Origin of the sequence: Pseudoalteromonas sp. SiA1 (genome assembly GCF_018732205.1) — a bacterium.
GTDB classification, from domain to species: domain Bacteria; phylum Pseudomonadota; class Gammaproteobacteria; order Enterobacterales; family Alteromonadaceae; genus Pseudoalteromonas; species Pseudoalteromonas tetraodonis.
Map to the genome: position 1 here is coordinate 1,691,258 of NZ_CP076084.1, position 25,347 is coordinate 1,716,604.

At 38.5% G+C, this 25,347-nt stretch carries 25 protein-coding genes; 6 read left to right on the forward strand and 19 right to left on the reverse strand.

The annotated features are described in order from the left end of the window. Positions 1-7: 7 nt before the first annotated feature. The 3 genes from KK487_RS07755 to acuR all read right to left on the reverse strand — a co-directional run bounded on the left by KK487_RS07755 (position 8) and on the right by acuR (position 2,174). Positions 8-424, reverse strand: coding sequence for a VF530 family protein (locus KK487_RS07755; protein ID WP_008114664.1), 417 nt, complete (start codon positions 422-424; stop codon positions 8-10). Between the two features lie 72 nt (positions 425-496). Then, on the reverse strand, positions 497-1,489 hold the full coding sequence (acuI, locus tag KK487_RS07760) for an acrylyl-CoA reductase (NADPH) (RefSeq protein ID WP_215521662.1): 993 nt from the start codon (positions 1,487-1,489) through the stop codon (positions 497-499). 49 nt (positions 1,490-1,538) lie between these two features. Next, a complete protein-coding gene (gene acuR / locus KK487_RS07765) occupies positions 1,539-2,174 on the reverse strand; it encodes an acrylate utilization transcriptional regulator AcuR (protein WP_016900341.1) in 636 nt (211 codons plus the stop codon). Between the two features lie 363 nt (positions 2,175-2,537). On the opposite strand from acuR, the gene rmf reads away from it, so the two are divergent. Next, positions 2,538-2,708: a ribosome modulation factor gene (gene rmf / locus KK487_RS07770; protein ID WP_008114656.1), complete on the forward strand. Its 171-nt coding sequence runs from the start codon at positions 2,538-2,540 to the stop codon at positions 2,706-2,708. Positions 2,709-2,771: 63 nt separating this feature from the next. Here rmf and fabA read toward each other — a convergent pair whose 3' ends face one another. After that, on the reverse strand, positions 2,772-3,287 hold the full coding sequence (gene fabA / locus KK487_RS07775; RefSeq protein WP_008114654.1) for a bifunctional 3-hydroxydecanoyl-ACP dehydratase/trans-2-decenoyl-ACP isomerase: 516 nt from the start codon (positions 3,285-3,287) through the stop codon (positions 2,772-2,774). A 195-nt stretch (positions 3,288-3,482) separates the two neighbouring features. Here fabA and KK487_RS07780 point away from each other — a divergent pair, with 195 nt between their 5' ends. Genes KK487_RS07780 through KK487_RS07790 form a run of 3 tightly spaced genes read left to right on the forward strand, consistent with a single transcriptional unit; the run spans position 3,483 to position 5,591 of the window. Next, positions 3,483-4,340 carry a 6-carboxytetrahydropterin synthase gene (locus KK487_RS07780; RefSeq protein WP_096038418.1) on the forward strand — a complete coding sequence of 286 codons (858 nt, stop codon included), beginning with the start codon at positions 3,483-3,485 and terminating at the stop codon, positions 4,338-4,340. Next, positions 4,333-5,151, forward strand: a complete 819-nt coding sequence (locus KK487_RS07785; protein WP_096038419.1) for a M23 family metallopeptidase — start codon at positions 4,333-4,335, stop codon at positions 5,149-5,151. Before KK487_RS07780 ends, KK487_RS07785 begins: the two co-directional genes overlap by 8 nt. A 5-nt stretch (positions 5,152-5,156) precedes the next feature. Then, positions 5,157-5,591: an acyl-CoA thioesterase gene (locus tag KK487_RS07790; RefSeq protein ID WP_008114650.1), complete on the forward strand. Its 435-nt coding sequence runs from the start codon at positions 5,157-5,159 to the stop codon at positions 5,589-5,591. Positions 5,592-5,774: 183 nt separating this feature from the next. Here the strand turns inward: KK487_RS07790 and KK487_RS07795 are convergent, their stop codons facing one another. From KK487_RS07795 to KK487_RS07845, 11 genes are all read right to left on the reverse strand, one after another. Continuing rightward, positions 5,775-7,097, reverse strand: coding sequence for a Na+/H+ antiporter family protein (locus KK487_RS07795; protein ID WP_028835250.1), 1,323 nt, complete (start codon positions 7,095-7,097; stop codon positions 5,775-5,777). Then, on the reverse strand, positions 7,094-9,067 hold the full coding sequence (locus tag KK487_RS07800) for a transglutaminase TgpA family protein (protein ID WP_215521663.1): 1,974 nt from the start codon (positions 9,065-9,067) through the stop codon (positions 7,094-7,096). Before KK487_RS07800 ends, KK487_RS07795 begins: the two co-directional genes overlap by 4 nt. Next, positions 9,060-10,049 (reverse strand): DUF58 domain-containing protein, encoded by a 990-nt coding sequence (locus tag KK487_RS07805; RefSeq protein WP_215521664.1) that lies wholly within the window; start codon positions 10,047-10,049, stop codon positions 9,060-9,062. Before KK487_RS07805 ends, KK487_RS07800 begins: the two co-directional genes overlap by 8 nt. Positions 10,050-10,053: 4 nt before the next feature. Beyond that, the gene (locus KK487_RS07810) at positions 10,054-10,959 is read right to left on the reverse strand and encodes an AAA family ATPase (protein WP_215521665.1); all 906 of its coding nucleotides are present in this window, start codon (positions 10,957-10,959) and stop codon (positions 10,054-10,056) included. 8 nt (positions 10,960-10,967) lie between these two features. Next, positions 10,968-11,351: a response regulator gene (locus tag KK487_RS07815; RefSeq protein WP_013464929.1), complete on the reverse strand. Its 384-nt coding sequence runs from the start codon at positions 11,349-11,351 to the stop codon at positions 10,968-10,970. Between the two features lie 347 nt (positions 11,352-11,698). Beyond that, a complete protein-coding gene (locus KK487_RS07820; RefSeq protein WP_215521666.1) occupies positions 11,699-12,124 on the reverse strand; it encodes a DUF1090 domain-containing protein in 426 nt (141 codons plus the stop codon). Between the two features lie 27 nt (positions 12,125-12,151). Continuing rightward, positions 12,152-13,120 (reverse strand): ATP-dependent 6-phosphofructokinase, encoded by a 969-nt coding sequence (locus KK487_RS07825; RefSeq protein ID WP_215521667.1) that lies wholly within the window; start codon positions 13,118-13,120, stop codon positions 12,152-12,154. 191 nt (positions 13,121-13,311) lie between these two features. Further along, on the reverse strand, positions 13,312-13,884 hold the full coding sequence (locus tag KK487_RS07830) for a MiaE family protein (protein ID WP_013464932.1): 573 nt from the start codon (positions 13,882-13,884) through the stop codon (positions 13,312-13,314). 74 nt (positions 13,885-13,958) lie between these two features. After that, positions 13,959-14,591, reverse strand: coding sequence for a sulfotransferase (locus KK487_RS07835; RefSeq protein ID WP_215521668.1), 633 nt, complete (start codon positions 14,589-14,591; stop codon positions 13,959-13,961). Positions 14,592-14,597: 6 nt separating this feature from the next. Beyond that, positions 14,598-15,497: a transporter substrate-binding domain-containing protein gene (locus KK487_RS07840; protein ID WP_215521669.1), complete on the reverse strand. Its 900-nt coding sequence runs from the start codon at positions 15,495-15,497 to the stop codon at positions 14,598-14,600. A gap of 6 nt (positions 15,498-15,503) precedes the next feature. Then, entirely contained in the window at positions 15,504-15,872 is a 369-nt protein-coding gene (locus KK487_RS07845) for an MAPEG family protein (RefSeq protein WP_058154601.1), read from the reverse strand. Positions 15,873-15,992: 120 nt separating this feature from the next. On the opposite strand from KK487_RS07845, the gene KK487_RS07850 reads away from it, so the two are divergent. Further along, positions 15,993-17,354: a DUF2254 domain-containing protein gene (locus KK487_RS07850; protein ID WP_058154602.1), complete on the forward strand. Its 1,362-nt coding sequence runs from the start codon at positions 15,993-15,995 to the stop codon at positions 17,352-17,354. Between the two features lie 86 nt (positions 17,355-17,440). On the opposite strand, the gene KK487_RS07855 is transcribed toward KK487_RS07850, so the two are convergent. The 3 genes from KK487_RS07855 to ggt form a co-directional block, all read right to left on the reverse strand. Further along, on the reverse strand, positions 17,441-18,151 hold the full coding sequence (locus KK487_RS07855; protein WP_058154604.1) for an SIMPL domain-containing protein: 711 nt from the start codon (positions 18,149-18,151) through the stop codon (positions 17,441-17,443). 112 nt (positions 18,152-18,263) lie between these two features. Beyond that, positions 18,264-19,958 (reverse strand): NAD-dependent malic enzyme, encoded by a 1,695-nt coding sequence (locus KK487_RS07860; protein WP_028835240.1) that lies wholly within the window; start codon positions 19,956-19,958, stop codon positions 18,264-18,266. Between the two features lie 368 nt (positions 19,959-20,326). Beyond that, entirely contained in the window at positions 20,327-22,105 is a 1,779-nt protein-coding gene (gene ggt / locus KK487_RS07865; RefSeq protein ID WP_215521670.1) for a gamma-glutamyltransferase, read from the reverse strand. 97 nt (positions 22,106-22,202) lie between these two features. On the opposite strand from ggt, the gene rrtA reads away from it, so the two are divergent. Beyond that, a complete protein-coding gene (rrtA, locus tag KK487_RS07870; protein ID WP_058154611.1) occupies positions 22,203-22,796 on the forward strand; it encodes a rhombosortase in 594 nt (197 codons plus the stop codon). 38 nt (positions 22,797-22,834) lie between these two features. Here rrtA and KK487_RS07875 read toward each other — a convergent pair whose 3' ends face one another. Continuing rightward, entirely contained in the window at positions 22,835-25,336 is a 2,502-nt protein-coding gene (locus KK487_RS07875) for a S9 family peptidase (protein ID WP_215521671.1), read from the reverse strand. Positions 25,337-25,347 lie beyond the last annotated feature (11 nt).

Sequence of the window (25,347 nt, forward strand, 5' to 3'; positions counted from 1 at the left end):
ATACGTATTAGTTACCCCACGGGTTACTTGAATTTGAACGTTGCTTACGGGTACGCGCACGTTGTTTTGCTGCTTTTTTTTCTTGAATACGTTTTGCATCAGAAAAGCTTAACTCGCAAGGCTCACCTGGTTTATCGCCTTCAGGAATAATGCGGTCGCGTGGAGGCAGTTCGTATTGTACGTCATCTGGGCGAGGTAAGTTTTTAAGGCGGTACAAATAGAAATTATCTACTTTTTGTTGTGCCCACTCGGTTTTACGCAAAAATTTAACTGCAGATTTAATGTCAGGGTTATTTTTAAAGCAGTTAAGTTGTAAGTAGGCATGCAGGAGTTCCCACCCATATTGCTCAACCAGTTCTTCAACCACTTGCTCTAATTTAACGCCTTGCAGTGGGTTATTACTGAAAAGTTCTTGGTTGCTCATAGGTGTTCTCTCGTTATTAAAAAATCAGCGAACATTATAAATTTAATAACGAGAGTTTAGTAGCAAAAATGCTTAACTTTGACAATTAACCACTACACGACCACGAATTTGGCCCTGCATTAGTTGCTCAGCGCTTTCAATGACTTGATCAAGATTTATTTCAGTTGAAATTTTATCCAAGTAATCGGCATTAACTAATGAAGCTAAACGTTTCCAAGCTTCAACACGATCCGCTTTAGGGCGCATAACGCTATCAATACCCATTAATGAAACCCCACGTAAAATAAATGGTGCAACCGAGGCCGGTAAGTCCATACCTTGAGCAAGCCCGCAAGCAGTAACAACCCCCCCATATTTAAGTGATGCACAAATATTTGCAAGTGTGTGACTACCTACAGAATCAATAGCTGCAGCAAAGCGTTCTTTTTGCAAAGGTTTACCAGGGTTAGAAAACTCATTTCTATCAATTACATTAGTTGCTCCTAATGATTTTAAATAGTCTGCTTGCTCCATACGACCTGTTGCAGCGGTGACTTGATAACCTAGCTGGCTTAGTAAATAAATAGCAAAACTGCCTACGCCACCATTAGCACCGGTCACTAAAATTTCACCTGACTCGGGAGTAACGCCTTGCTTTTCTAGTGCAATAACACTGAGCATTGCCGTATAACCGGCAGTACCAATTTGCATAGCTTGTTTAGGTGATAAGTTAGCGGGTAGGGGAATTAACCAATCACTGCTCAGTGCCGCTTTTTGAGATAAGCCACCCCAGTGCTTTTCGCCAACACCAAAACCATTTAAAATAACGTGGTCGCCACTTTTAAATTCAGCACTGTCGCTGCTAGTCACTGTACCCACTAAATCAATCCCCGGCACCATAGGAAAGCTACGTACAACAGGCCCTTTACCCGTGATGGCTAAGCCATCTTTATAATTTAAGGTACTGTAAAGCACATCAATTAATACATTTTCGTTTGGTAGATCGTCACTGTTTATGGTGCTTAGAGCTGCAGTGTAGTTGTCGTCTTGCTTATCTATAACAATAGCTTTGATAGAATTGCTCATTAGATTTCCTTTTAGACCGATCGTCTTTAAATTAGTAATAAAAAATGCATTAACTGAGTAATGCGCGTAAAAACATTTCTGTGTATAAAGTAAGTGGCTTACTTGATTGGGTTAGTTTAGCTCGCATTACTGCGCCTTCCCAACCCACCCAAAAATATTCACTCATTTGTTCGGTATTAATGTGTGGATTAATAGTTTGTTGCTGCTGGGCTAAATCTAAACATCGTTTTAATTGTTGTTGCCAAGCGATGTAGCTTTGCATTAAACGAGTTTTAAAGTCGTCACTTAAATGATTAAGCTCTTGATTTAAGTTACCCACCAAGCACCCGCGTTTGTAATCATACTTTTGCATTCCAGCAATTGCGCTTTGTGTGAAATTAACAATGCGCTCAAGTGCGGGGACTTCAGATTGCTCTAGGTAAAATTTAAGTTTATTTATAAAAAAATCGTCGTAGGCATCAACAAGAGCCAAACCATAGGCTTCTTTACTTTTAAAGTAATGATAAAAAGAGCCTTTTGGTACTTTTGCTTTTTTTAATATGGTATCGAGCCCGGTGGCACTAAAGCCAAACTCAGTTAAGGTTTCTAAGCCCACTCGAATGAGCAGCGCTTTTGTATCTGCGCTGTCTCTAGCTATTTTGGGTGGGCGGCCACGCCTAGTTGCAACTGCTGGTGTTTTGTTCATGCTTCATATTAGACCGATCGGTTTTAATTAATCAAGCTTTTATTTGGGATGTTTTTAAAACAGCTCTGACGTTCATTTTTTGATTACAAATTAATTGGGAACTTAAGGGTATATTGTTAGTCACAAATATGACACTTATGTGTTTTGAACCGATGTATCGGAACATTTTAATAAAGTTAAATTGGTTAAAGTTGAGCAATAAAATTATTTTTAAATTAATTTATCATTGCATCAGCAGCTTAGTTAAAGTCAAACAAATTAATTGTATTTTGTGTTTGAATTAAACATTTTTGTTGGCTATTTATTAAATGTAGATGAACTTAATGCTACAAAAATATAAATATAAAGGTGAGGATTTTACCGATGAAGAGACAGAAAAGAGATCGTTTAGAAAGAGCTCATTCTCAAGGTTTTAAAGCTGGTTTAGCTGGTCGCTCAAAAGAGCACTGCCCTTATCAACAAGTTGATCCTAAGTCTGAGTGGCTTGGTGGTTGGCGCGAGGCAATAGAAAATCGCAATATGTATAAAACATAAACTCACAACGAATTTAAGCAAAAAAGCCTCTAGTTAGAGGCTTTTTTGTTGCGTGCGTTAAAATTAAAACGCGCTAGTGTCTTGGAATAAGCCCACTTTTAAATCTTTTGCTTCGTATATAACGCGGCCGTCTACTTCAACAGTGCCATCAGCCATGCCCATAAACAACTTACGTTTAATAACGCGTTTCATATCGAGACGGTAAGTTACTTTTTTTGCCGTTGGTAGAATTTGGCCAGTAAATTTAACTTCACCTACACCTAATGCGCGGCCAAGACCTGGGCCACCAGACCAGCCTAAGAAAAACCCAACCAGTTGCCACATTGCATCTAAGCCTAAACAACCCGGCATTACAGGGTCGCCTTTAAAGTGGCAGTCAAAAAACCAAAGGCTAGGGTCAATATCTAGCTCAGCAATAATTTGGCCTTTACCGTGCTCACCACCATCATCGGTGATAGAGATGATACGATCCATCATTAACATGTTGTCACTTGGTAAACGACAATTTCCTTCACCAAACATTTCACCTTGACCACAAAGGATCAAATCTTCTTTTGTATAGCTATTTTTAGGTTCCATAACACTTTATCTTTGCTTAGAAATTGCCCCGTACTTTAGCGTACACTTGTACGCTAAACAACTCGGAGCAGTTAAAAAATGGTTTAAATATAGCCAATCAGACAATGCAACTGATTTTAGTATGATTAAACCGCGCAATTACTAACAGAAATCATTATAATTAGGGCTGACTTTTAATCAGTTTAAAGGAAATTTATGACCCTTTTTGTTAACTCACTCACTGTGATTGATTTTTCTTATTTATGCAATAAACGCGGTGCAGTTGGCGAAAGTTGGATTGTTGATTTGACTTTACATGGCAAACTAAATGAAGAGTCTATGGTTTTAGACTTTGGCTTAGTTAAAAAGCAAATAAAAGGCATTATTGATGAGTGTATTGATCACCGTTTAGCTGTTCCAAATAACATAAACGGTAGCATTAATGAATTTGCTGATCATAAAACATTAGATTGTACATTTGGTGAGAATAAGCACCTTGCAATGAGTGCGCCTCATCAAGCTTTTTGCCTGATAGATACCGATAAGATAACCATTGAGTCGGTCACAGAGTATTTAATTGCCACAATACTGCCACAGCTTCCTGATAATATTGAAAAAATTGAACTGGTATTAAAGCCTGAGCACAACCAAAGTTTTTACTACCACTACAGCCATGGCCTTAAAAAGCATGATGGTAATTGCCAGCGCATTATTCATGGCCATCGTTCACAAATAGGGATCAGCTTAGGTGGTATCTCTATGCCTCGTTTACAAAAACAGTGGGCTGATAAATGGCAAGATATTTACTTAGCTACCAGCGAAGATCAAATCAGCGCCTCTGAATTAAAACACATTATCGCCAAAGAGGATGACGTGTGTTTTGCATATACAGCCGCGCAAGGTTATTTTGAAATGGCTATTAGCGAATCGCGTTGCGACATTTTACCCATAGATACCACAGTAGAATGTATTGCTGAGTATATTGCCGGCCAAGTAAAACTGCAGCATCCAGAAAAAGACGTAAAAATTACCGCTTATGAAGGCGTTGGCAAAGGGTCAATTAGTTATGCTTAAATCCTTATTAGTGTCAGCGTTAATTGTATCAACTAGCTTTAGTGCTATAGCGCTTGAGCTAAAAGGGCATTTAACTCAAGGCGGCCTAGTAACTGGGCAATTAGATAACGCTAAGTCGGTAAGCCTCAATGGTAAGTCGTTAAAACTTGCTGATAATGGGTTGTTTGTATTTGGTTTTGGCCGTGATGCAAAACCTGTACATACATTAAGCTGGGTAGATAAAACCGGTAAAAGCCACAGCCAAGATTTAGTTATAACCCTTCGTGACTACAACATCGATAAAATAACCGGTGTTGCAAAAAAATATGTATCGCCACCAAAAGCGGTCAGTGAACGTATTAGCCGTGAAGCGGTTGCGGTAAGAAAAGCGCGCGCTGTTAACTCTGACCTAGAGTACTTTTTACAGCCTGTGCTCAGGCCTGCCGAGGGCCGTATTTCAGGTGTTTATGGAAGCCAGCGTTACTTTAATGGTGAACCACGCAGACCACACTTTGGTTTAGACATAGCAAATAAAACAGGCTCTCCTGTGTATGCGCCGATCAGCGGTACCGTGGTATTTGCTGAACCAGATTTATATTACTCAGGTGGTACTTTAATTTTAGATCATGGCCACGGTGTTACCTCGACTTACATTCATCTAAGCAAGCTAGATGTAAAAGTGGGGGATAAAATTACACAAGGTATGAAAGTGGCTGAAATAGGTGCTACGGGCCGTGTAACTGGCCCGCATTTAGATTGGCGATTTAATTGGCAAGGTGAACGCCTTGACCCTGCATTATTGATGCAAGACACATTAGCAAACAAAAAGTAGAGATTATGACTCAAGTAGAGCGCGAAGCAATTATTGCGCAGCGTATAAAAGATTCGACCACATCGGTTACAAAAGCGGTATTTCCTGGGCGTACTAATCACCACAATACGCTATTTGGTGGTGATGCATTAGCGTGGATGGATGAGGTTGCTTTTATAGCAGCTACCCGTTTTTGCCGTAAGCCATTAGTGACTATTTCATCTGATAGGGTAGATTTTAAAGAGGCTATTCCGGCAGGTTCATTTGCCGAATTAATCTCAAAAGTGTCGCATGTAGGGAATACCAGCCTAAAGGTAGATGTTGAAATATTCCTAGAAACCATGCACAAAGATAATAAGCATTCTGCTATTACGGGTAGTTTTACCTTTGTTGCCGTGGATGATAACCACAGACCAACACCGGTAGTATGCGATAAAATGCTACATGGCTTTGAGTTATAACGCTAAATAGTAAATTAATATAAGCACCTAGTTTGGTGCTTATATTAAAACCCATTAAGAACACATCATACTTTATTTCTTGGTGCTACAAACTTAGCATTAAAGTTTGTTTGGGATAATAGGTAAAAAGGAAGGTGTAAATTTCAAAATAAAAAGGCGTGCACAAAGCACACCTTTTAAAAATTAAAGTACCATGGCGGCTATCCAGCCGAATACCAATAGCGGTAAATTAAAGTGAATAAAAGTTGGAACAACTGAATCCCAAATATGGTCGTGCTGACCATCAGCATTAAGGCCGGAAGTTGGCCCTAACGTGGAGTCGGAGGCAGGGGAGCCGGCATCACCTAATGCGCCAGCAGTACCAACAAGTGCAGCGGTTGCCATTACGGAAAAGTTTAGCTCTAAACATAAAGGCACAAACAAGGTGGCAATAATAGGCACCGTTGAAAAAGAGCTGCCAATTCCCATCGTTATGAATAAGCCGACTAATAAAATAACAGCAGCTGCCATCGGCTTATTACCATCAAAAATTGCGGCGCTACTGTGAACTAAGCTGGCTACGTGTCCGGTTTCTTTCATGACCGCGGCAAAACCTTGTGCTGAGATCATAATAAAACCAATCATGGCCATCATTGCCACGCCTTTACTAAATACGTCGCCGTTTTCTTCCCACTTAACCACACCAAATACACTAAATATAACCACGCCAACTAGGCCGCCTAATATCATAGAGCCACTGGCATTTTGAGCAATTAACGACGCAACAACAGCAAATAAACCAACCATCATTACTTTTTTGGGGTTATCAATTTCTGTTTGTTTACTCTCAACGGTAAGGGCGGTATTTGTATATTCTCGGCGTTTTCTATAAGTAATAAACAGCGCAATTAACAACCCCACGAACATGCCAATAGCAGGAATAATCATTGCCAAAGGTACGCTGGTATTGACTATTTCAAGGCCATTATCCACTAGGTTTTTATGTAATATAGAGTATAAATAAATTCCACCAAACCCATAAGGGAGTACCATATACGAGGTGGCTAAACCAAAGGTTAAAATACAAGCAATAGCGCGTCTGTCTAATCGCAATTTGTTAAACACCACTAATAACGGCGGAATTAGAATAGGAATAAACGCAATATGAACAGGGACTAAATTTTGTGAAGAAATAGCACAAATCAAAATAATAAACAGGATAAAATAGCTGAGCAGGCTTTCGCTTGAGCCAGTTTGTGCGTTAACTTTTGCCAATAACTTCGCGGCTAAAATACGTGTTAGGCCTGACTTAGAAATTGCCACAGCAAATGCGCCCAACATAGCATAACTTAAAGCAATCTCGGCACCTGACGATAATCCTGAATTAAATGCATCGATGCTTTCTTTCAATCCCATGCCAGCTGTTAATCCAGCAACCAGTGCACTTATCGTCATTGCAACAATCACATTTACACGGACTAAAGTGAGTCCCAGCATTAAAATAACGCCGATAATTACTGCGTTCATAGATTTCTCTGTTTTGTAGATTTAATTAATTTTATCAGATCTTTAGCCTGATTTTTACGTTCTTTAGTAAATGGATGCCTTGCATAGCGCACTTGCTTAAATAACTCACAAAAAGCGGTTATTTGTTGCTCTACATGGGGCGCTTGATTGCTAATGTGTTCTAAAGTTTGGGTTGGCGTGGCATTTTCAGGATAGCTAATCGCGTGTTTATTAGCCCAACGAATAATTTCATAATACTCATTGACCAGTGGCGGTTGTTTTGTTGAGGCTTTAGGTCTGTTTAAATAAATAAAGTAAGCCGTAAAACTCAAAATTAAAATAATAATAACCCCAAGTGGCACCAGCCAAATAAACTTATTACCAAATAAGGTAGCAAACAAATCTTGTTGCTTGTCTTTATCAAACCCAAGTACCCAACTAGACCATTGATAATCTAAGTTTTCTAATTCAAGTCTAAGCCAATTAATGGCGGCATAGTTACTTAAACTAACGAGTCCAAAGTTAATATTATTTTTAAATTCGTCATTAAGGGTGGTGCTTTGTGACAAGGAGCCGTTTAACCGCTCGGGTGCGACAACCGCTGTGGCATCAAATACTCTCCAACCGGCACCGGTATATACTTCAACCCAGGCATGCGCATCGTATTGACGAATAGTCATATAATCACTGTTTTTATTTAGCTCGCCTCCTAAATAGCCACTGACAACACGCGCAGGAATACCTGCACTTCTAAAAATAAAGGCGGCGGCACTGGCATAATGCCCGCAAAAGCCGCGTTTATTATTAAACATAAACTGATCGAGCGTATTTTCGCCGCGCATGGGTGTAGGTGTTAGTGTATAGCTAAATTCATTTTTTGAAAAATAGCTTAAAAGTCGATTAAAAAATTCATCGGCATTGGCGCTATTATTTTTTAATTGTTGCGCTAACTGCTGAGATTTTTGATTATTACTAACAGTTAATTGGCTATAAAACCGCTGTTGGGACTTATTAAGCGATGTACTAGATAACGGTTCACTATTAACTGCATATTGTAAAACCTTGGATTTATATTGTTGTTTTCGTAATAAACCTAAAGTATTGGCAATAACATTGGGGCTTTCACTGCTTGAAAAACCAAGCCCATATAGCCAATCTGAAATAGCAGGCTCAGCTATAACCGTATACTGAGCCTCATTTTCACTCGTGCTTTTTTTAGCGGGTAATATCAACGCTTGCTTTAAAAAGGAGGATGTTTTCCACGCTGCACCATCAAATTCATCATGTACAATAGCGCGCCAATAATAGGGCGTAGGTGGTGGTGTACCATTAAATTTTGCTCTAAATACTAGTTCATCTGAATTTGATAACTTTGCTATATCAAACGGATCGACTTGTTCAGATAATCCTGTTTGTGCCATTTTTGGACCGGGTAGTTGCCAAAATGCCGGAAGTTTAGGTAAAAATAATAAAAGTATTACGGCTAAAGGAAAAGCCAGTAGCATAATTTTAGCACTTTGTTTTGAAGAGAGTTTTAAACTATGACTAGACTCTAATAACCCTAGGACCGCAAAGTTTATAATATATAAAGTGCTTATAACTAAGGTAGTAAAAATGGTTTGGCTAAACAAATATACCGCTGAGAGTGAAAAGAACGTAAGGGTAATGATCAATTGGTAATGCTGTTTTGATTTTGCCTGCAATAATTTAAAAACACACGACAATAACAGCATGGCTACAAACAATAAAACGGTATCTTTAAAGCCTATGCTGCTTAGCATAATAATTAATGCAATGGCGGCCAATCCATTAGCAAACCACGCGTTGGGTTTTTGCTTTTGCTTAACTGTTAAATAAACATTCCAGCCACATAACACGCTAAGCATTGCAATAAAGGGCAGGGGTAAGTGCTCTGTAAAAAAACTGACTAGCCCTAAGTAAATAAACGATAGAGCAAAGTTAATAACACGATGGTTTTTAATCTTATTCATTATCATTACCGACTAAGCTTAACGCTTGTAAACAGCGCTGATGATGCAGCTTGCCTGAATTGCTGGCGATTAAATTATTGGGAAGTTTTAAAGAATAATTAATATCGCTTTCAAATGCTTGGCAAACTAAAAAACAGAGTTGCCCTAAACGCTGTTCGGTATCGCCCGTGACTAAGTTAAAATCGAATTGTGCATCGGCTGATTTAAAATCACTAAATTGTTTTACAAGTAATTGCTGTGTTTTTGCATAGTGCTTCCATGATATTCGCTGTAACCCCATTTCTGGCAAATGAGTAATTAAACTTTCAAATTCATCGTCACCTTTATGTTTTTCAGTGCCTTCATCGGTATTATTTGAAACTAGGTTTTGGTGTTTTTGATTTGTTGTTTTAATAATTGACGGATAAACATACACCACTTTATTAGGTTGTATATAACTCCACACACTGACTAAACCAAAGGGGTAATTACTGGCAATTTTTATTGGCTTTAACTGATAACAGCCTCGCTTGGTATAAGGTAATGATAATTGAGATTTTATTGCTTCATTTTTAACGCGCGTAATGTAACATGCATTTTTTAAATCATTGGGGTAACTTAATGTAATTGATTGACAAGGATCAGCTGCTTCTATTTGCCAAACTAGCTGTGGTGCCTGAGGCGCAAAACTGTCAATGGCGTATTTAAAGCTGACAGTTAAACCTCTGGCATTACTGTAGCCCAATAACAATGCAAAAATTATAATCACAAACATTAAATAAGCCATAAACAGAATTAAATTATTTTGATAATTAATCCCCATTACAAAATTTAATGATGCAACAACGCTAAAGTAAACGCCAAGCGTGGATGGTAAAACATAAATAGTATTATGTTTTAAGGTGATGCTATTTTTTTTGTGCTTATTTTTTAATAAGGCAGTTAAAATCGCGCTTTTTATATCGTGAATAAAAGTAGGGCGCTTAAATTTATAAATACGCATTTACCTAAACGGGCACTAAAACATGTTTTAAAATGGCCGCTATTTGTGTATCGCCCGCATCACTATGTAAACCTAATCGATGCTGACACACACTTGAAAAAACAGCCTGTACATCTTCGGGTAGTACATAATCACGGCCTTCAATATAAGCCCACGCTTTGGCCGATTTAGCCAGTGCCATACTGGCTCTTGGGGAAAGCGAAGTCGTTAATGTTTGAGACTCACGAGTATAAGTCACTAACTCAATTATATAATCAACCACTGGCGAACTTAGCGTGATATTTGATATAGCATCTTGAATTTGCATAAGTTGATGTTGTTCAATTCGCTGCGGTAACTGAGAATAGTCACGTTTTTGATTATTTAACAGTAACCGTTTTTCTGCATCTTTAGGTGGAAATCCTAAACTAATTCGCATTAAAAAACGATCTAGTTGTGATTCTGGTAACGGGTATGTACCTGCCTGATATAATGGATTTTGAGTCGCAATTACAAAAAATGGAGTAGGGAGCGGGTACTTGTCTCCATCTACTGTTACTTGATGTTCTTCCATCGCCTCCAATAAAGCACTTTGTGTTTTAGGACCCGCGCGATTTATTTCATCAGCGAGCACCACTTGGCTGAAAATTGGGCCTTTATGAAATGAAAAACTATGTTCATTATTATTAAATATATTGGTGCCAATAATATCAGCGGGCAATAAATCGCTGGTAAATTGTATACGCTGATACGATAACCCCAGTACTGCAGCTAATGCATGCGACAAAGTGGTTTTTCCCATGCCGGGTAAGTCTTCAATTAGTAAATGGCCTTCACTAAATAAACAGGCTAACGCTAATTTTATTTGTTGTTGTTTACCAAATATAACGGTAGATAGGTCATCAATTATTGTCGTAACAATGTGCTGCATAATTTCCTTTAATCTATGAGTTCTAAACGTTTCATTACCGCATCAACTTTTTGCGCGTTAAAGGGCTTAGCTATAAATTCTTTTGCGCCTAGCTCCCAGGTATTTTGCACTGTTTCAAAGCTATTGTGGCCTGAACACATAACAACATGTGCATGAGGGTGTTCGTTGTTAATCGACTCTAAAATTTCAATGCTTTCAGAATCAGGTAAATCAACATCTAAGAATATAACGTTGGGTGATTTTTCAATAAGCAGAGGTTTAGCACAATTAAAATTATCGCACTCAATAATGTCATCAAAACCTAAACCGGCTAATACTTGGCTTAAATCAGCGCGGATCTGTTTAACATCATCAATAATTAAAATTGGTTCGAGTGGGCGTACAAATTCCATATGAATACTTCAATGTTTTTTACGGCTTGTGCTTTAATATTAAGCTAAGCATTAAGGAACCTCAAGGTGATAACTATAATAGTTGTTTAAAGCCACTTAATGTCCGATACCGTCTAGTATTGGACTTAGCAAGCTTGAAGCTTTTAAAATAGAGCGCTGCTTATATATAGATATATAACTACCTATAATTTATATTATGTTAAATAAAATATATATGTACTTAAGCAAACTAACTATCGGCAATTACGTCACTTATAAACATGGTATTTTAGCCCTTTTATTCGCACATTATTTATTTATAGTAATATGCTCTACTTTATTAAATATAAAAACGCTGTAATGACATTTTAATCAATCAAACTATTTAGCTCATCAATTAATTGCTTAAGCTGTTTAGTTTTGTCGTTTAGCTTTTGCTGATACTTTTCAACTTTGTCATGATTACCTTGGCGCTTAGCTTTTTTAAGATCGGTTTTATATTCTTCAATTTCGCTATTGGTATCATCTATTTTTTGTTGTAACTCTGCTTTTAATTCATCCTGGGTGCAGTATTCGTTTATATTATTGAGTGCTTTATTAAGACCTGCAGCTTGGTGTGAATTACCTTGGCGTTTTGCAGTTAATAACTGGTGGTTAACTTCACAGGCTTTTTTCGCACACCCCGTTAAATCTGAACAATCATCTTTGGCCAATACGACTGTTGAACCGGCAAATAAAAAACTTATTGTAATACCTTTAATAATCGTCATTTTAGAGTTTTTATTATCTCGCATTGGTCATTATTCCTCTTTAATTAGTCGTTAGCGGCAAAATACAGATAACAGCCCTTGCAGCTCTTCATTTATAACATGTTGTTTTACAACATCTTGCATAGGAGTATTTGATACTTTGTTATTTAAAATACCCACCATTTTAGCGCTTTCTCCAGCACATAAAGCCTTAACACTGTGTACGCCTAATCTTATTGCTAACATACGATCCGCTGCAGATGGATTACCACCGCGTTGTAAGTGCCCTAGCTTAGTTACGCGCAAATCTATACTGGGATTAACGGTACTTATTTTCTCACATATATGCTCAACGCCAATTTCATCACCTTCAGATACCACCACAATAAAAGCATGCTCACTGTGATAATCACTAATTTTATTCACTAAATAAGTTATGTCTTCATCACTTTCAGGTATTAATATCGAATCGGCGCCAGAGGTTAAACCGGCATAAGTGCCAATATAACCAGAATCACGTCCCATTACTTCAATAACAAACACCCTATTATGTGATTCTGCAGTATCTCTAATATTATCAATACATTGCATTGATGTGTTTACTGCCGTATCAAACCCTAAGGTGTAATCTGTACCCGCAATATCATTATCAATAGTGCCTGGAATGCCTATATAAGGTATGTCAGTAATTTGTGATAACCATAAACACCCTCTAAATGAGCCATCTCCACCTATCACAATTAAAGCGTCAATATTATTATGTTCAATTGTGGCTAGTGCTTGATTTCTACCAGCATCACCTCTAAATCTTTCACTACGCGCTGTTTTTAACACAGTACCACCTAAGTGCATGGTTTGTTGAAGGCTTTTGCAATCAAGTGTCACTAAGTCATTATCAATTAAACCCTCAAACCCTTTTCGAACGCCCGACACTTTTATTCCATGTTGTTGAGCGGTTTTTACTATGGCAAATAATACGGTGTTCATCCCAGGCGCATCGCCCCCTGAGGTTAATACGGCAATGTGTTTAATTGGTTGCATCGGTTCACATCCTTCGACAAGCTAAACTTTAATAATTCATAATAGCTGTTTATGAGTAGGCTGTGTAAAGTAAGCGCAGTAAAGTTGATCTACTTAGGGTTTATTTGATTGTTTAATTAGTATGAAGGGAGCAGTTATAAATTGAAAAGTTGGTATGTTGCTTTTGCTTTTAAAACAACATACCGTAATTTTTAATGGAGAGCCGCTGTAAAAGGAATATTTTTACAAATTTCGGCTTCTATTGTTAGTAACTCGTCTAAGCGTTCGTCAACTTCTTGCTTATCAAAGTATTCGTAGGCGAGTTCGACAAATAAATTTTTATGTTTTTCTTCTGATTTAGCAATTGCGACATAAAAATCTTTTTCTTTTCCTTCAGGTAGTGCCTCGGCAACTAAAGAAAAACGTTCATGTCCCCTCGCCTCAATTACCCCACCTACTAATAGTCTGTCCATTAAAAACCCGTCACGACCATGCCTAAAGTGTGCACGAATTTGCTTAATGTATGGATCTTTTTTATCATCACCCAAATTAGTATCGCGTTCAATTAATAGCTTAAGCACTTGTTTAAAATGAATTAACTCTTCAAGAGCTAAGTCAGTCATGGCTTTAACTAATTTACGCTTATCCGGATAATGTGAAAGCATTGACATTGCCATGCCAGATGCTTTTTTTTCAGCAGCGGCGTGGTCTTGTAAAAAGGTTTCAAAGTCGGCTAAAACAACTTCGGTCCATTCAAATGGCGTGTGGTATTTTAATTCAAACATAGGGATACAATTTATAAAATAATGCGTGGATTTTAGCGTATTTAAAAATAAAAATCTTTGATCGCGATTTAAATTTAACTTTCATAAGGCAAAAACTTATCGATCCTCCCTTTCGCCGTCGACTCAATTTTTAATGGGTGCTTTATATCGTTCCATGCAGTGACTTTACCGCCCATGTTCATTTTATCAAAGCCAGCTAAGCTGCTGGTAATATTTAAAAACTCACATAGCTTATTAAAGCTCTCGGGATTTGCTATATCAATGGTCAAAAAATCATTAGGCCGGTCAGCAAAATAACTATTGGCACTATTAAAATGACTGTTATAACAATTAGTTAAATATTCATCCTGATTAATGTTTTCGAGCGAAAAATCACTAAAGGTATTTAAGTAGCAGCGCTTTAAATGAATATTAAAGCCGCCATCGGCTCGCGTTAAATTGGTATGCATACGCAGCAAAAGCTGTTTTATTGAAGGCAGCCACGCGCTAAGTTCTCGCTTTAAATATATAAATTTAGAACCTGGGTAATATTTATCTAATGTTTGATAATCGTTAAATACAGGTGTGTCTGCGATAGCCACCGCATTTTCAAAACAAGCGTTGGTGTATGCAGTATGGGCAGTGGGTATACCAAAATCTAAAAATGCATTACATACGCTAGTCGTCCCAGTGCGTGGTAAACCAATAATAAATATTTTTTGTGTCATGGCGTTTTAAATGTCTTTTTCTGAAAACCAAAGTGATGCATCATTAAGGGGTGTTAATGTGGGTAACTGATTGTTTTTTAATTTAATGATAATTTTATTTTTTATATCTGCATGCTCAATCGCACTGCGATGATAAGCCTTAAACAAACGATCAAACTCACCGTTTTTACGCATAATAGCTAAGCCTTTCTCAACCGCTTGCGCTATTTCGGGCTTTTCTTTACTAAAAAAGAAGTAGATAGCACTTGGGTATTGCAACAATAAGTGTGGCACTATCGTGAGGTTAGCACCGGCTTCATCTTTAAAGGTATTGAGCTCAGTTTCAACCTCTAACACAGAACGAGGAAATACATCACCTCGGCCTTTTATCAACATATTAAATAACGAACTATATTCGATTGATGTCGATACAGTTAAGCCGTTATCCTGCAGTATTTGTGTGTCAGGCCAATCATGCCCTTGAATAAAGTGTATGCTTTTAAAGTCGCTAAGGGTATTGATGTTTAATAAGGTATTCACTTTATCCTGTGTAGTTACCAAAACACGCCACCCATATAACCCCTTAAATATAGGCACTCTAACGGGTAGTAATTGTTGCTCACGCTGTTTAGAGGTCATGGTCCAAGCTACGTTTATTTCATCATTATGAAGAATTTGCTTTAACGATCGGCTCTGTGGCATCGAAATACTTGAGGGTTGTAATGTAAAATTTTCTCCGCTGAATTGCAGAGCTGTTCTTAATAGTACTAACGGGTATAATATTTCATCTTCACCACTGCGCATTGTTTTGGGGTATACAACATGCAAACTAGAAACGGTGTTTTTGCTATTATTTTCTATTGCCCATGCAAATGATGTCAGCGAACTGAAAAAATAAACACATGTAAAAACAATAGCTAACCGCATAATCGTTTATCTACTTAAAAGTAATAACACCGCGCTTACTATCACAATAGCAAAGGTGATCATCATGCTCAATCCACGTGCCTTTAAATTATTGTTAATAATGGCAGAACCATGAACAACACGGCTGATAAATAATAAACCGCCTAGCGCATGCACATAATGACTTGCTAACCCCTGATACTCCAATAAAAAAACTAAAATTAAGCTAATGGGCACGTACTCAATAAAATTACCATGCGCTCGGGTTGAACGTTCAAGCGCGGTATTACTGCCATTACCTAACGAAATCCCTTCGGCTTTACGTATTTTTATAACATTAACACTCAAATAAATATAATAAAGGGCCAATAAGGCCGCATAGCTAGATATGATCACAGTATAGTCCATTTAATTTTTCAGCAATAATAACACATAAGTTAAGCGGTAAATCAGTAGTTTTATCATGAACTATGCTAGAGTAATTTATACATTGGAATAGTAATAAGTAAGGATAATATGTATTTAAGAACAAAAATCACCAATCACTATCGTGAAATAATAAACAGTATTGGCTTTTATCCCTCACTCCTGTCTGTTGCGTTTTTAATTTTTGCTGTACTCACTATGTCTGTTGAGTATTTAGCCCCTATTGAGCAATTTAAATCATTAATCTCATTTGTATTAGTAGACAGTGCAGAAAACGCACGAACCATATTAAGCACCTTAGCTGGCAGTATTATTTCGTTAACCGTATTTAGTTTTTCTATGGTGATGGTGGTTTTAAATGCGGCCAGCGCTAGTTTGTCACCCAGAGTCGTTCCTGGGCTTATTACCCGTAAATCGCATCAAATGGTATTAGGGTTTTATTTAGGCAGTATTATTTATTCTATTATAATGCTCATTAATATTAATAAGTTAGATAACGGAAATACGGCAATACCCTCATTAGGGGTGCTCTTTGCATTAATTTTTGGTTTGATATCTTTGGGCTTGTTCGTTTTTTTTATTCACTCTATTTCAAAAGCAATTCAGGTTGATAACGTATTAAATGGTTTATTTAGACAAACCAAACAAGAGATCCAAGACATCATCAACAAACAAGGCGATAACCCCGTCGATAACTTTCCTGAATTTTCAAATTGGCATTCAATAAAAAGTACTACTGAGGGTTACTACAAAGGGGTTCACACAAATAAGCTGTGTGCTATTTTGGCTGAAGAAAAAATAGAACTTTTTATTACCGTTAAGCAAGGTTACTTTACCGTTAAAGGCTACCCGTTCTTAAAGTGTAATAAAGACATTTGTGAAAACGAAGAGTTAATAGAGAAAATCTTAGACTGCTTTATTTTTTATATAGAAGAATACATTAGCGATCATTACCGTTATGGATTAACCCAAATTTCTGAAATCGCTGTAAAAGCAATGAGCCCTGGGATTAACGATCCGGGCACAGCGGTTAAAGCTATTGATATGCTGAGTATTTTATTGATTGCTCGCCTAAAGATTAATGCGATTAACTACGCGTGTTATCAACCAGAAGAAGCCCCTTTGCTCTATTTTCATGAAACCAGTTTTGATGAATTACTGCACGATAACTTCACTCCTTTGCGTAATTATGCCAAAGCTGATGCCTATGTAATGACCAATGTTATTGAAGCATTTAAAAATATTTTGTTTATTGCCAACGAGGATGTTGAAGCTCGAAACAGTGTGTTTAATTATTTAGGTGCCATTGTTGATGATATTAATCAGCACATTTGTAATGAGTATGACCGACAAGAAATTAGAAATATGCTACAAGCAATAGTGCGAATTAGTGAGTTACAAGGTAAGCAGTTGGTGGCACGTTTTGAGCAGCACCGACCTATTAGCGAGTAAGCTCTGTAGAGCTATTTATTTTGCCGAGGGGCAAAGAGCTATCGCTCCTCGGCAGCGCCTATTTGGCATTGAAAGATCATCAAACCCTAATCTATATAATAAATTGCATAGCTTGACGCGCTAATTGTAATTTCACCCGCATGATAGGCATCAGGGACATAATTACCAGGTGCACTGTCTGCCATCATTACTTTTTCACTGCGCATGTACGGTGTAGATGGCATATCAAGCGGGGTTATAGACGCGCTATATAAGCCTTTTAACTCTACATCAAAGTCGTCACTTAGCTCTTTTGCCGCGACTTTGGCTTGTTTAATTGCCATTTTTTGTGCTTTTTTATGCAGCTCATCGTAGTTGCTAGCTAAAAATTGCGTTTGTCTAATTTCATTAATGCCATTATTAACTAAGCTCTGTAATAATTCAGGGTATTTATTAATTGCAGAGAGTTTAATAGTGAGCGTTCTTGATACTTTAAAGCCAGTAAACTCTTGTTTACCCGTTTCACGGTTATATTGATTATCGCGATAGATTGAGATTTGACCAGCATTAATATCGGCATCAGCAACGCCTATTTTTTTTACTAAACTAATTGCGTTGGCCATAGTGGTGTCGGTTTGTTTTTTTGCGGCAATTAAGTCTTTATCTATTTCAGTAATGCCCACCGTTAATAAAACATGATCCGGCATCGTCGTTAGTGAAGCTTCACCTTTAACATAAATATGCGGCTCTTCTGGGGCGTTGCTCGCATAAGCTGATGTACTGAGTAATGCGGCGGTTAAAATCGAAAGCGTTTTCATAAGTCTATCCTTTTAAATTTGATTGCCTCAGTTAACACCTTATGCGGTTAATTAAAGATGAACAAGTATAAAAAAACAGGCAAAAGCCTGTTTTTTTTAATCTCTACTGTAATTAAATGCTGCAACGCTTGTAGTTACGATATTTTGGTAACCAGTAGTTTTTGTCGATGGCTGCCCACAGCGCATCGTCTGAAATTTCAAGGGCTACGCCCTCTTCAATTGCTTTTTTAGCCACTGCAAACGCAATACGTTTACTAAGCGTTTCAATTTCAGTCAGTGCCGGTAGTAAGCTGCCTTTACCTGTATTAGCTAAAGGTGACGACTCAGCCAACATTTCGCTCGACATTATTAGCATCGCATCGGTAATACGCGTCGCTTTAGCGGCAATAACACCTAAGCCAATACCTGGGAATATGTAACTGTTATTACATTGTGGAATTGGGTAAGTCACACCGTTATAAACAACTGGGTCGAATGGGCTGCCAGTTGCAACAATTGCTTTGCCATCGGTCCATTTAATTACATCTTCTGGGTAGGCTTCTACTTGTTTAGATGGGTTACTTAACGGGAAAATAATTGGCGATTCACATTTAGCATGCATAGCGCGAATGACTTGTTCGGTAAATAAACCAGGTTGGCCAGATACACCAATTAAAATATCTGGTTCAGCACAGTGCATTACATCTAATAATGACGCGTATTCGCCGCTGTAAGTCCAATCTGCTAGGCAGCTAGTTGGTTGTGCAAGCATTTGTTGAAAGTCGCGTAAGCCTTGCATACCATCTGTTAATAAGCCAAAACGGTCAACCATAAAGACTTGGCTACGTGCCTGTGCTTCACTAATACCCTCAGCAACCATAGTGCTAACAATTTGTTCAGCAATACCACAGCCTGCAGAGCCTGCGCCTACAAAAACAACTTTTTGAGTTGATAATTTAGCACCTTTAACACGACATGCTGCTAATAAAGACCCCACAGTGACCGACGCAGTACCTTGAATGTCATCATTAAAGCTACAAATTTCATTACGGTAACGCTTTAATAATGGCATTGCATTAGGCTGAGCAAAATCTTCAAACTGCAGTAACACATTTGGCCAGCGACGTTTAACTGCTTTAATGAATAAGTCTAAAAACTCATCGTATTCGTCTTGTGCAATACGTTTATGGCGAGCACCCATGTACATTGGGTCGTTTAATAATTTTTCGTTATTGGTTCCCACATCGAGCATAACCGGTAACGTATAGGCTGGGCTAATACCGCCACACGCGGTATACAAAGAAAGTTTACCAATTGGAATGCCCATACCGCCAATACCTTGGTCGCCAAGGCCTAAAATACGCTCACCGTCGGTAACAACAATCACTTTTACTTTGCCTTTTGTGGCATTACGTAAAATATCGTCAATGTGAAAGCGATCTTCATAGGAAATAAATAAACCACGGGCACTGCGATAAATATCAGAAAACTTTTCACACGCATCACCCACCGTTGGGGTGTAGATAATAGGCATCATTTCTTCAATATGATCGCGCACTAAGCGGTAATAAAGCGTTTCGTTGTTATCTTGAATGGCGCGTAAATAAATGTGCTTATTTAAGTTGTCGTTAAAACTTGAGTACTGCTGGTAACAACGCTCAACTTGCTCTTCTATTGTTTCGTAACGAGGAGGAAGTAAACCAGCAAGATTAAAGTTTTCACGTTCTTTTTGGCTAAAAGCACTTCCTTTATTCAATAACGGGGTTTCAATTAGGCCTGGGCCAGAATAAGGAATATAAAGATAATTTGGATCGGTATTTGTAGTCATATTTCCAAGCTTTACTGAATCTTAAGTAATGATCTGCCATTATCATTGTTAAAGGCTAAATTGCAATGACATTTAAGCTTGTCAGACCATTGAAAATTTACAAATACAAGCGCTACTTTAGTATAAAGCCACTCATATTTGGTGAATATGTTAGCTGGCTGTTGTGAGTTTATAAAAATTAAAACGAGCATTAGACCAGCGTTTGCTGTGTGCAATGATTACAACAGTGTCAGTTATTTTTAGATTTGCTAATTTTTTACGTTAGTTAACATACTATTTTCAATCAAATAATCATTAACTATTAAGCTGTTACATAAATAACAGCAGGTAATACATTAGCTGCAAACCTGCTGTTGATTATACATGTTTTAGAATTTAAATGAGGCTTTATTATTACTTAAATCCGATAATGCCATCCCTTCCCTGCGAGGATCGGCGGCGCCATACAAACGGTTATTTTTAACTTCTACCGCATGCAGCCCAGAGTTTAAGTCAATCACGCGCACATCATGGCCGCGCTTTTTAAGCTTTGGTACCACCGCTTCAAGTGCAGTGCCTTTTTCAATGCTGGTGTAGTCGTTGCGATTAGTGGTACGCGGTAAATTAATGGCTTGTTGCGCGTTCAAATTCCAATCTAAAATGCCAATAACAACTTGCGCTACATAATCAATAATACGACTACCGCCAGGAGAGCCAACCACTAAACGTAAGCTCCCATCTTGATTAAATACCATCACGGGTGACATTGAGCTGCGCGGACGTTTATGGGCTTCTACTCTGTTAGCCACTAACTTGCCATTTTTACGCGGCGAAAGTGAAAAATCAGTCAGCTGATTATTTAAAATGAAGCCATTAACCATGACCGTCGAACCAAACGCCATTTCTATAGAGCTGGTCATCGAAACAGCATTGCCTTTGCTATCAACAATCGAGACATGTGACGTAGACGGAAGTTCAAAAGAGTCATCATTTGCGTAGCTTAAGTAATCAACTGGATCACCAGGAAATGCTTTTTGATCTTTTTCAGTGATTAATTTTGCGCGGGTGGCGATATAGTCTTTGTTTAATAACTCCTCGGTAGGGACTTGGGTAAAATCAGGATCGCCAATGTATTTATTTCGATCGGCAAACGCAATGCGCGATGCTTGGCTAAAGTAATGAATAGCCTCTGCGCTATTAGCTTTAATATTGGCCATATCTTTATGTTCAAGCAAGCCTAAAATTTGTAGCACCGCTACACCGCCACTACTAGGTGGTGCCATAGAGCACACTTTGTAAACGCGGTATTTAATACATACAGGGGCGCGCTCTTTGCTGGTGTAGTTAGCAAGATCTTGCTCAGATAATTTACCCGGTGCAATTTTTGATTTCTGCACTGCACTTACCATGGCTTTTGCATTATCACCTTTATAAAAAGCGTCAATCCCTTGTGAGGCAATGTCTTTGTATAAATTAGCAAGCGGCTGATTTTTTTTAATACTGCCTACTTTGATCACTTCACCATTGGGAAAAAAATACTCATTTATGACCGGCATACTCATAACACCCGGGTTTAACTGCCTAACGAGTAAACCATGTAATCGTGGAGATACTTCAAACCCTTGTTCAGCTAGCGCAATAGCTGGCTTAAATAACGTTGCCCATGGCAAGTTACCATATTGTTTATGGGCACTGGCAAACGCATGTAAAATACCTGGTACACCCACCGAGCGACCACCTACAACTGCTTCAATCCATTTAACAGCTTTGCCATGTTCATTTAAAAACAGGTTTTCATCGGCATTACTGGGGGCTGTTTCGCGACCATCAAAACTGGTGAGTTTATTGTTAGCTTTGTTGTAATACATCATAAACGTACCACCACCAATGCCTGATGATTGCGGCTCAACTAATGTAAGCACTAATTGGGTGGCAATTGCGGCATCAACGGCGCTTCCGCCTTGGGCTAAAATGGCCTTACCCGCTTGTGAGGCATAAGGATTTGCAGCCGCAACCATGTATTTATCGCCAGGTACTAACTGCTTTTGTACTACCCCTGTGGCGGCTTCTGGTTCACGGGTTTCAATTTGGCTTGCTTGCTGTGCAAATAAAGGAAAAGACAGTGCACTTAAAGAGAGAGCAAATAAAGAGTTGAGCTTAAAATTCATAATTACTGATTAAACTTAAATTGCATGGAAGATAATTGGCATCTTAAAGTTAAACAGGCACAATATGCAAAAATAAATATAAAAAAATGATCATTAAATGCTTAATTTACCCCTTCAGCCGCGTTATGTTTTACCCCCCTTGTGTTTAATTGTATTAAGTACGCTCTTAGCATGGCTTGGTATGAACAATGAGCTTGAGTTTAATCGCCCATTAATTGAACAAGGCCAACTATGGCGCTTATTTACGAGTCAATTTGTACATGCTAACTGGGTACACCTAGGTTTAAATTGTGCTGGTATCGCGCTTATTTGGTTATTGCACGGTGAATATACTACACCTAAGCAATACAGCTTTAATATTGCACTCCTTGCGCTTTGGTGTGGCTTGGGTGTTTATTGGTTTTGTCCAACAATCATTATTTATACAGGGCTGAGTGCGCTATTGCATGGCGTGATCGTGTGGGGGGCCATAAAAGATGTCACCGTCGGGCTAAAATCAGGTTATATCTTGTTTATTGGTGTATGGATAAAACTTATTCTTGAGCAAGTTAATGGTCCAAGCGCAGAAATAGGTCAACTCATTCAATCAACGGTGGCCGTTGATGCGCATTTAATTGGTGCAATTGGTGGGGTTATATTAGCTGTGCCGCTGGTTGTAAAACACATCAAAAACGATAATAAACACGGTTAAAAAAACGCCACATAAGTGGCGTTTTTATTTTTAGTCGATTAAAGCGTTTCTTTAAACAGTTTATAAATTCGACGGTATTCATCTAACCAGCTCGAAGGCTGAACAAAACCATGCGGTTCTACTGGGAAGATTGCTGTTTCAAAGTTTTCTTTTTCAAGTTCTATTAAACGCTGTACTAAACGCACTGAATCTTGAAAGAACACATTATCATCAACCATAGGCGCATTTATTAATAAATGCTTTTTAAGCCCTTCTGCATAATAAATAGGTGAACTACGCTCATAGGCAATCGGGTCAACATCAGGGTGATTCAAAATGTTAGCCGTATAACCTGTGTTGTAATGAGCCCAATCAGTCACTGGACGAAGCGCTGCGCCTGATTGAAACAAGTCTGGTGCGGTAAATAACGCCATGAAGGTCATAAACCCACCATAAGAGCCACCGTAAGTCCCTACCGCTTGGGTATTAACATTGGCATTATCCGCCATCCATTTTACGCCATCGGCTAGATCTTGTGTTTCAGGTGTTCCCATTTGGCGATAAATAGCCGTTCGCCAATCACGACCATAGCCTTTAGATGCGCGGTAATCCATATCCATTACTACATAACCTTCATCTGCTAGTAATGAATGGAACATAAATTCACGGAAGTAGCCAGACCACCCCATGTGTGAATTTTGCAAGTACCCTGCACCGTGGTTAAAAATAACCGCTTTGCGGGTTTTGCCTGTTTCACCCTCTTGGTAATCAGCGGGGTAATAGACTTTGGCGTATATGGGCTGATCTGTATGACTTGATGGCACAGCAACAATTTTAGGCGCTGTTAGTTTTTTAGCTAAAAACGCATCAGATACCGTATTGGTTAAACGAGTCGCGGTTGTGTTTGCTTTAGCCTCTGCCACATAAAGTTCAGTCGGCATAGTGATTTTAGAATGTCTAAGTAATAACTTAGATTTATCAGGGCTTAAGGTGTAATCCGTCATACCGTTTAAGTCGGTTACTTGCTCACTAACACCTGTTTGTGGATTAACGCGGTATATTTCGTAAAGACCCGGATGCTCAACATTCGCTTTATAATAAATAGCACTATTGTCATCAGTAAGCGTTAAGTCAGACACTTCAAACTGACCTTGTGTTAAAGCCGTAGCCTTGCCATTTAAAGGCTTTTTATAAAGCTGACTGTACCCCGACTCTTCCGATAAATAATACAGCGTGGTTGAATCATTTAACCAACCAAAGTCGTTAAACGCATACGCAATCCACGCATCGTCATGTAAACGGTGTTGAGATACGAGTTTGTTATTTTCAAAATCAACGGTGGCCAACCAACGATCTTTGTTATCCCACGCTTCAAGCATAATCGCCACTTGGCTGCCATCATCGTTCCAGCTGATAGGCGATTGATCCCATCCCCAGTCTGAAATTACATTAATGCCACGCGGTTGCTTCTTAGACTTATACGTTTTGCCTTCACGGGCATAGTTTTCTTTTTTAACCTCAGCGAGTACATCTTCATCAAAACCAGGCAAGGTATTAAACCCTAAAGTAGTTTGGCTTTGATCTGCAAGGTTAATATAAACAATTTCAGAAGTTTGCTCTTTAGCGTCAGCCACACGACGGCGAACTTTTTTAGGCTCTATAGTCGCATCATCAGTGATGTAGTTAGGCATAATATCGCCTTCACCACGCCATGAACTTTTTTCTTGAACAACCACAATTAACGCGTCGCCATTTGGAGAAAGCTGGGCTTCATCAACCGTGTTGCCATCACCTAAATAGTAATGCGTGTTGGCAATTGAGCTATTTTGGGTTTTAACTTGCTCATTTCGCGCATACTTGTCTTGTTTGTTTTTATGCTGCAGTGCAATGTAATCAATCAGCTTATGTTGTTCTTTGGCAATATAAGTTGTTGGCTCTTTTACGCCTTGTGGTTTGTCAGCCAGTTTTAAATTAGCAATTTCACGGGTTAAACCTGTGGTTAAATCTACTTTAAAAAAGATATTACCTTGGCGATACGCTAAGTTACCATCGTTTAAAAATTGTGGTTTTGACTCGGTGGCTGAGCTTTGCGTAATTTGCTTAATTACGCCTGACTGTACGTTTTTAATAAATATGTTGCCTTCAAACACATAAGCTTGAAGTGATTTATCGTTAGAAAAAACAGCTTTACTTGAGCCTACGCTGTGAAGCTGATTTAAAGCCACTTGCTCTGCTGTTTGAGCGTTTACAGCTTGAGTGAATAAATCTCTTAGCTCACTACCTTGTTGTTTTCGCGCGTAAATAACAGTACTTGAGTCAGCACTCCAAAATGCACCTTGCGGTTGACGTCCAATCCAATCAGGGTGAGCCATCGCTTGTTCAAGCGTAATTTTTGAGACACCCATGTCTGCAGGTGTGTTAACAACACTTGCAACCTTGGTATTTGTTTGAATAGCTGAGTCATTAGAAGTGGTGGCGGTTGCTGTACAGCCCGCTAACATAATACTTGACGCAACAGCCATTGCAACAAGTGTTTTAGAAGATGAAAATTTAAAAATCATAGTGCTTCTTA

Excerpts from the sequence above, each read along its gene's own strand:
- KK487_RS07800 (WP_215521663.1), bottom strand. The coding sequence starts at position 9,067 with ATGAATAAGATTAAAAACCATCGTGTTATTAACTTTGCTCTATCGTTT.
- KK487_RS07850 (WP_058154602.1), top strand. The coding sequence starts at position 15,993 with ATGTATTTAAGAACAAAAATCACCAATCACTATCGTGAAATAATAAAC.
- KK487_RS07785 (WP_096038419.1), top strand. The coding sequence starts at position 4,333 with ATGCTTAAATCCTTATTAGTGTCAGCGTTAATTGTATCAACTAGCTTT.
- rrtA (WP_058154611.1), top strand. The coding sequence starts at position 22,203 with ATGCTTAATTTACCCCTTCAGCCGCGTTATGTTTTACCCCCCTTGTGT.
- KK487_RS07795 (WP_028835250.1), bottom strand. The coding sequence starts at position 7,097 with ATGAACGCAGTAATTATCGGCGTTATTTTAATGCTGGGACTCACTTTA.
- KK487_RS07855 (WP_058154604.1), bottom strand. The coding sequence starts at position 18,151 with ATGAAAACGCTTTCGATTTTAACCGCCGCATTACTCAGTACATCAGCT.
- KK487_RS07835 (WP_215521668.1), bottom strand. The coding sequence starts at position 14,591 with ATGACACAAAAAATATTTATTATTGGTTTACCACGCACTGGGACGACT.
- ggt (WP_215521670.1), bottom strand. The coding sequence starts at position 22,105 with ATGAATTTTAAGCTCAACTCTTTATTTGCTCTCTCTTTAAGTGCACTG.
- KK487_RS07875 (WP_215521671.1), bottom strand. The coding sequence starts at position 25,336 with ATGATTTTTAAATTTTCATCTTCTAAAACACTTGTTGCAATGGCTGTT.
- acuR (WP_016900341.1), bottom strand. The coding sequence starts at position 2,174 with ATGAACAAAACACCAGCAGTTGCAACTAGGCGTGGCCGCCCACCCAAA.
- KK487_RS07860 (WP_028835240.1), bottom strand. The coding sequence starts at position 19,958 with ATGACTACAAATACCGATCCAAATTATCTTTATATTCCTTATTCTGGC.
- KK487_RS07825 (WP_215521667.1), bottom strand. The coding sequence starts at position 13,120 with ATGCAACCAATTAAACACATTGCCGTATTAACCTCAGGGGGCGATGCG.
- KK487_RS07755 (WP_008114664.1), bottom strand. The coding sequence starts at position 424 with ATGAGCAACCAAGAACTTTTCAGTAATAACCCACTGCAAGGCGTTAAA.
- KK487_RS07840 (WP_215521669.1), bottom strand. The coding sequence starts at position 15,497 with ATGCGGTTAGCTATTGTTTTTACATGTGTTTATTTTTTCAGTTCGCTG.
- KK487_RS07790 (WP_008114650.1), top strand. The coding sequence starts at position 5,157 with ATGACTCAAGTAGAGCGCGAAGCAATTATTGCGCAGCGTATAAAAGAT.
- KK487_RS07810 (WP_215521665.1), bottom strand. The coding sequence starts at position 10,959 with ATGCAGCACATTGTTACGACAATAATTGATGACCTATCTACCGTTATA.
- rmf (WP_008114656.1), top strand. The coding sequence starts at position 2,538 with ATGAAGAGACAGAAAAGAGATCGTTTAGAAAGAGCTCATTCTCAAGGT.
- KK487_RS07780 (WP_096038418.1), top strand. The coding sequence starts at position 3,483 with ATGACCCTTTTTGTTAACTCACTCACTGTGATTGATTTTTCTTATTTA.
- KK487_RS07820 (WP_215521666.1), bottom strand. The coding sequence starts at position 12,124 with ATGCGAGATAATAAAAACTCTAAAATGACGATTATTAAAGGTATTACA.
- KK487_RS07815 (WP_013464929.1), bottom strand. The coding sequence starts at position 11,351 with ATGGAATTTGTACGCCCACTCGAACCAATTTTAATTATTGATGATGTT.
- fabA (WP_008114654.1), bottom strand. The coding sequence starts at position 3,287 with ATGGAACCTAAAAATAGCTATACAAAAGAAGATTTGATCCTTTGTGGT.
- KK487_RS07805 (WP_215521664.1), bottom strand. The coding sequence starts at position 10,049 with ATGCGTATTTATAAATTTAAGCGCCCTACTTTTATTCACGATATAAAA.
- acuI (WP_215521662.1), bottom strand. The coding sequence starts at position 1,489 with ATGAGCAATTCTATCAAAGCTATTGTTATAGATAAGCAAGACGACAAC.
- KK487_RS07830 (WP_013464932.1), bottom strand. The coding sequence starts at position 13,884 with ATGTTTGAATTAAAATACCACACGCCATTTGAATGGACCGAAGTTGTT.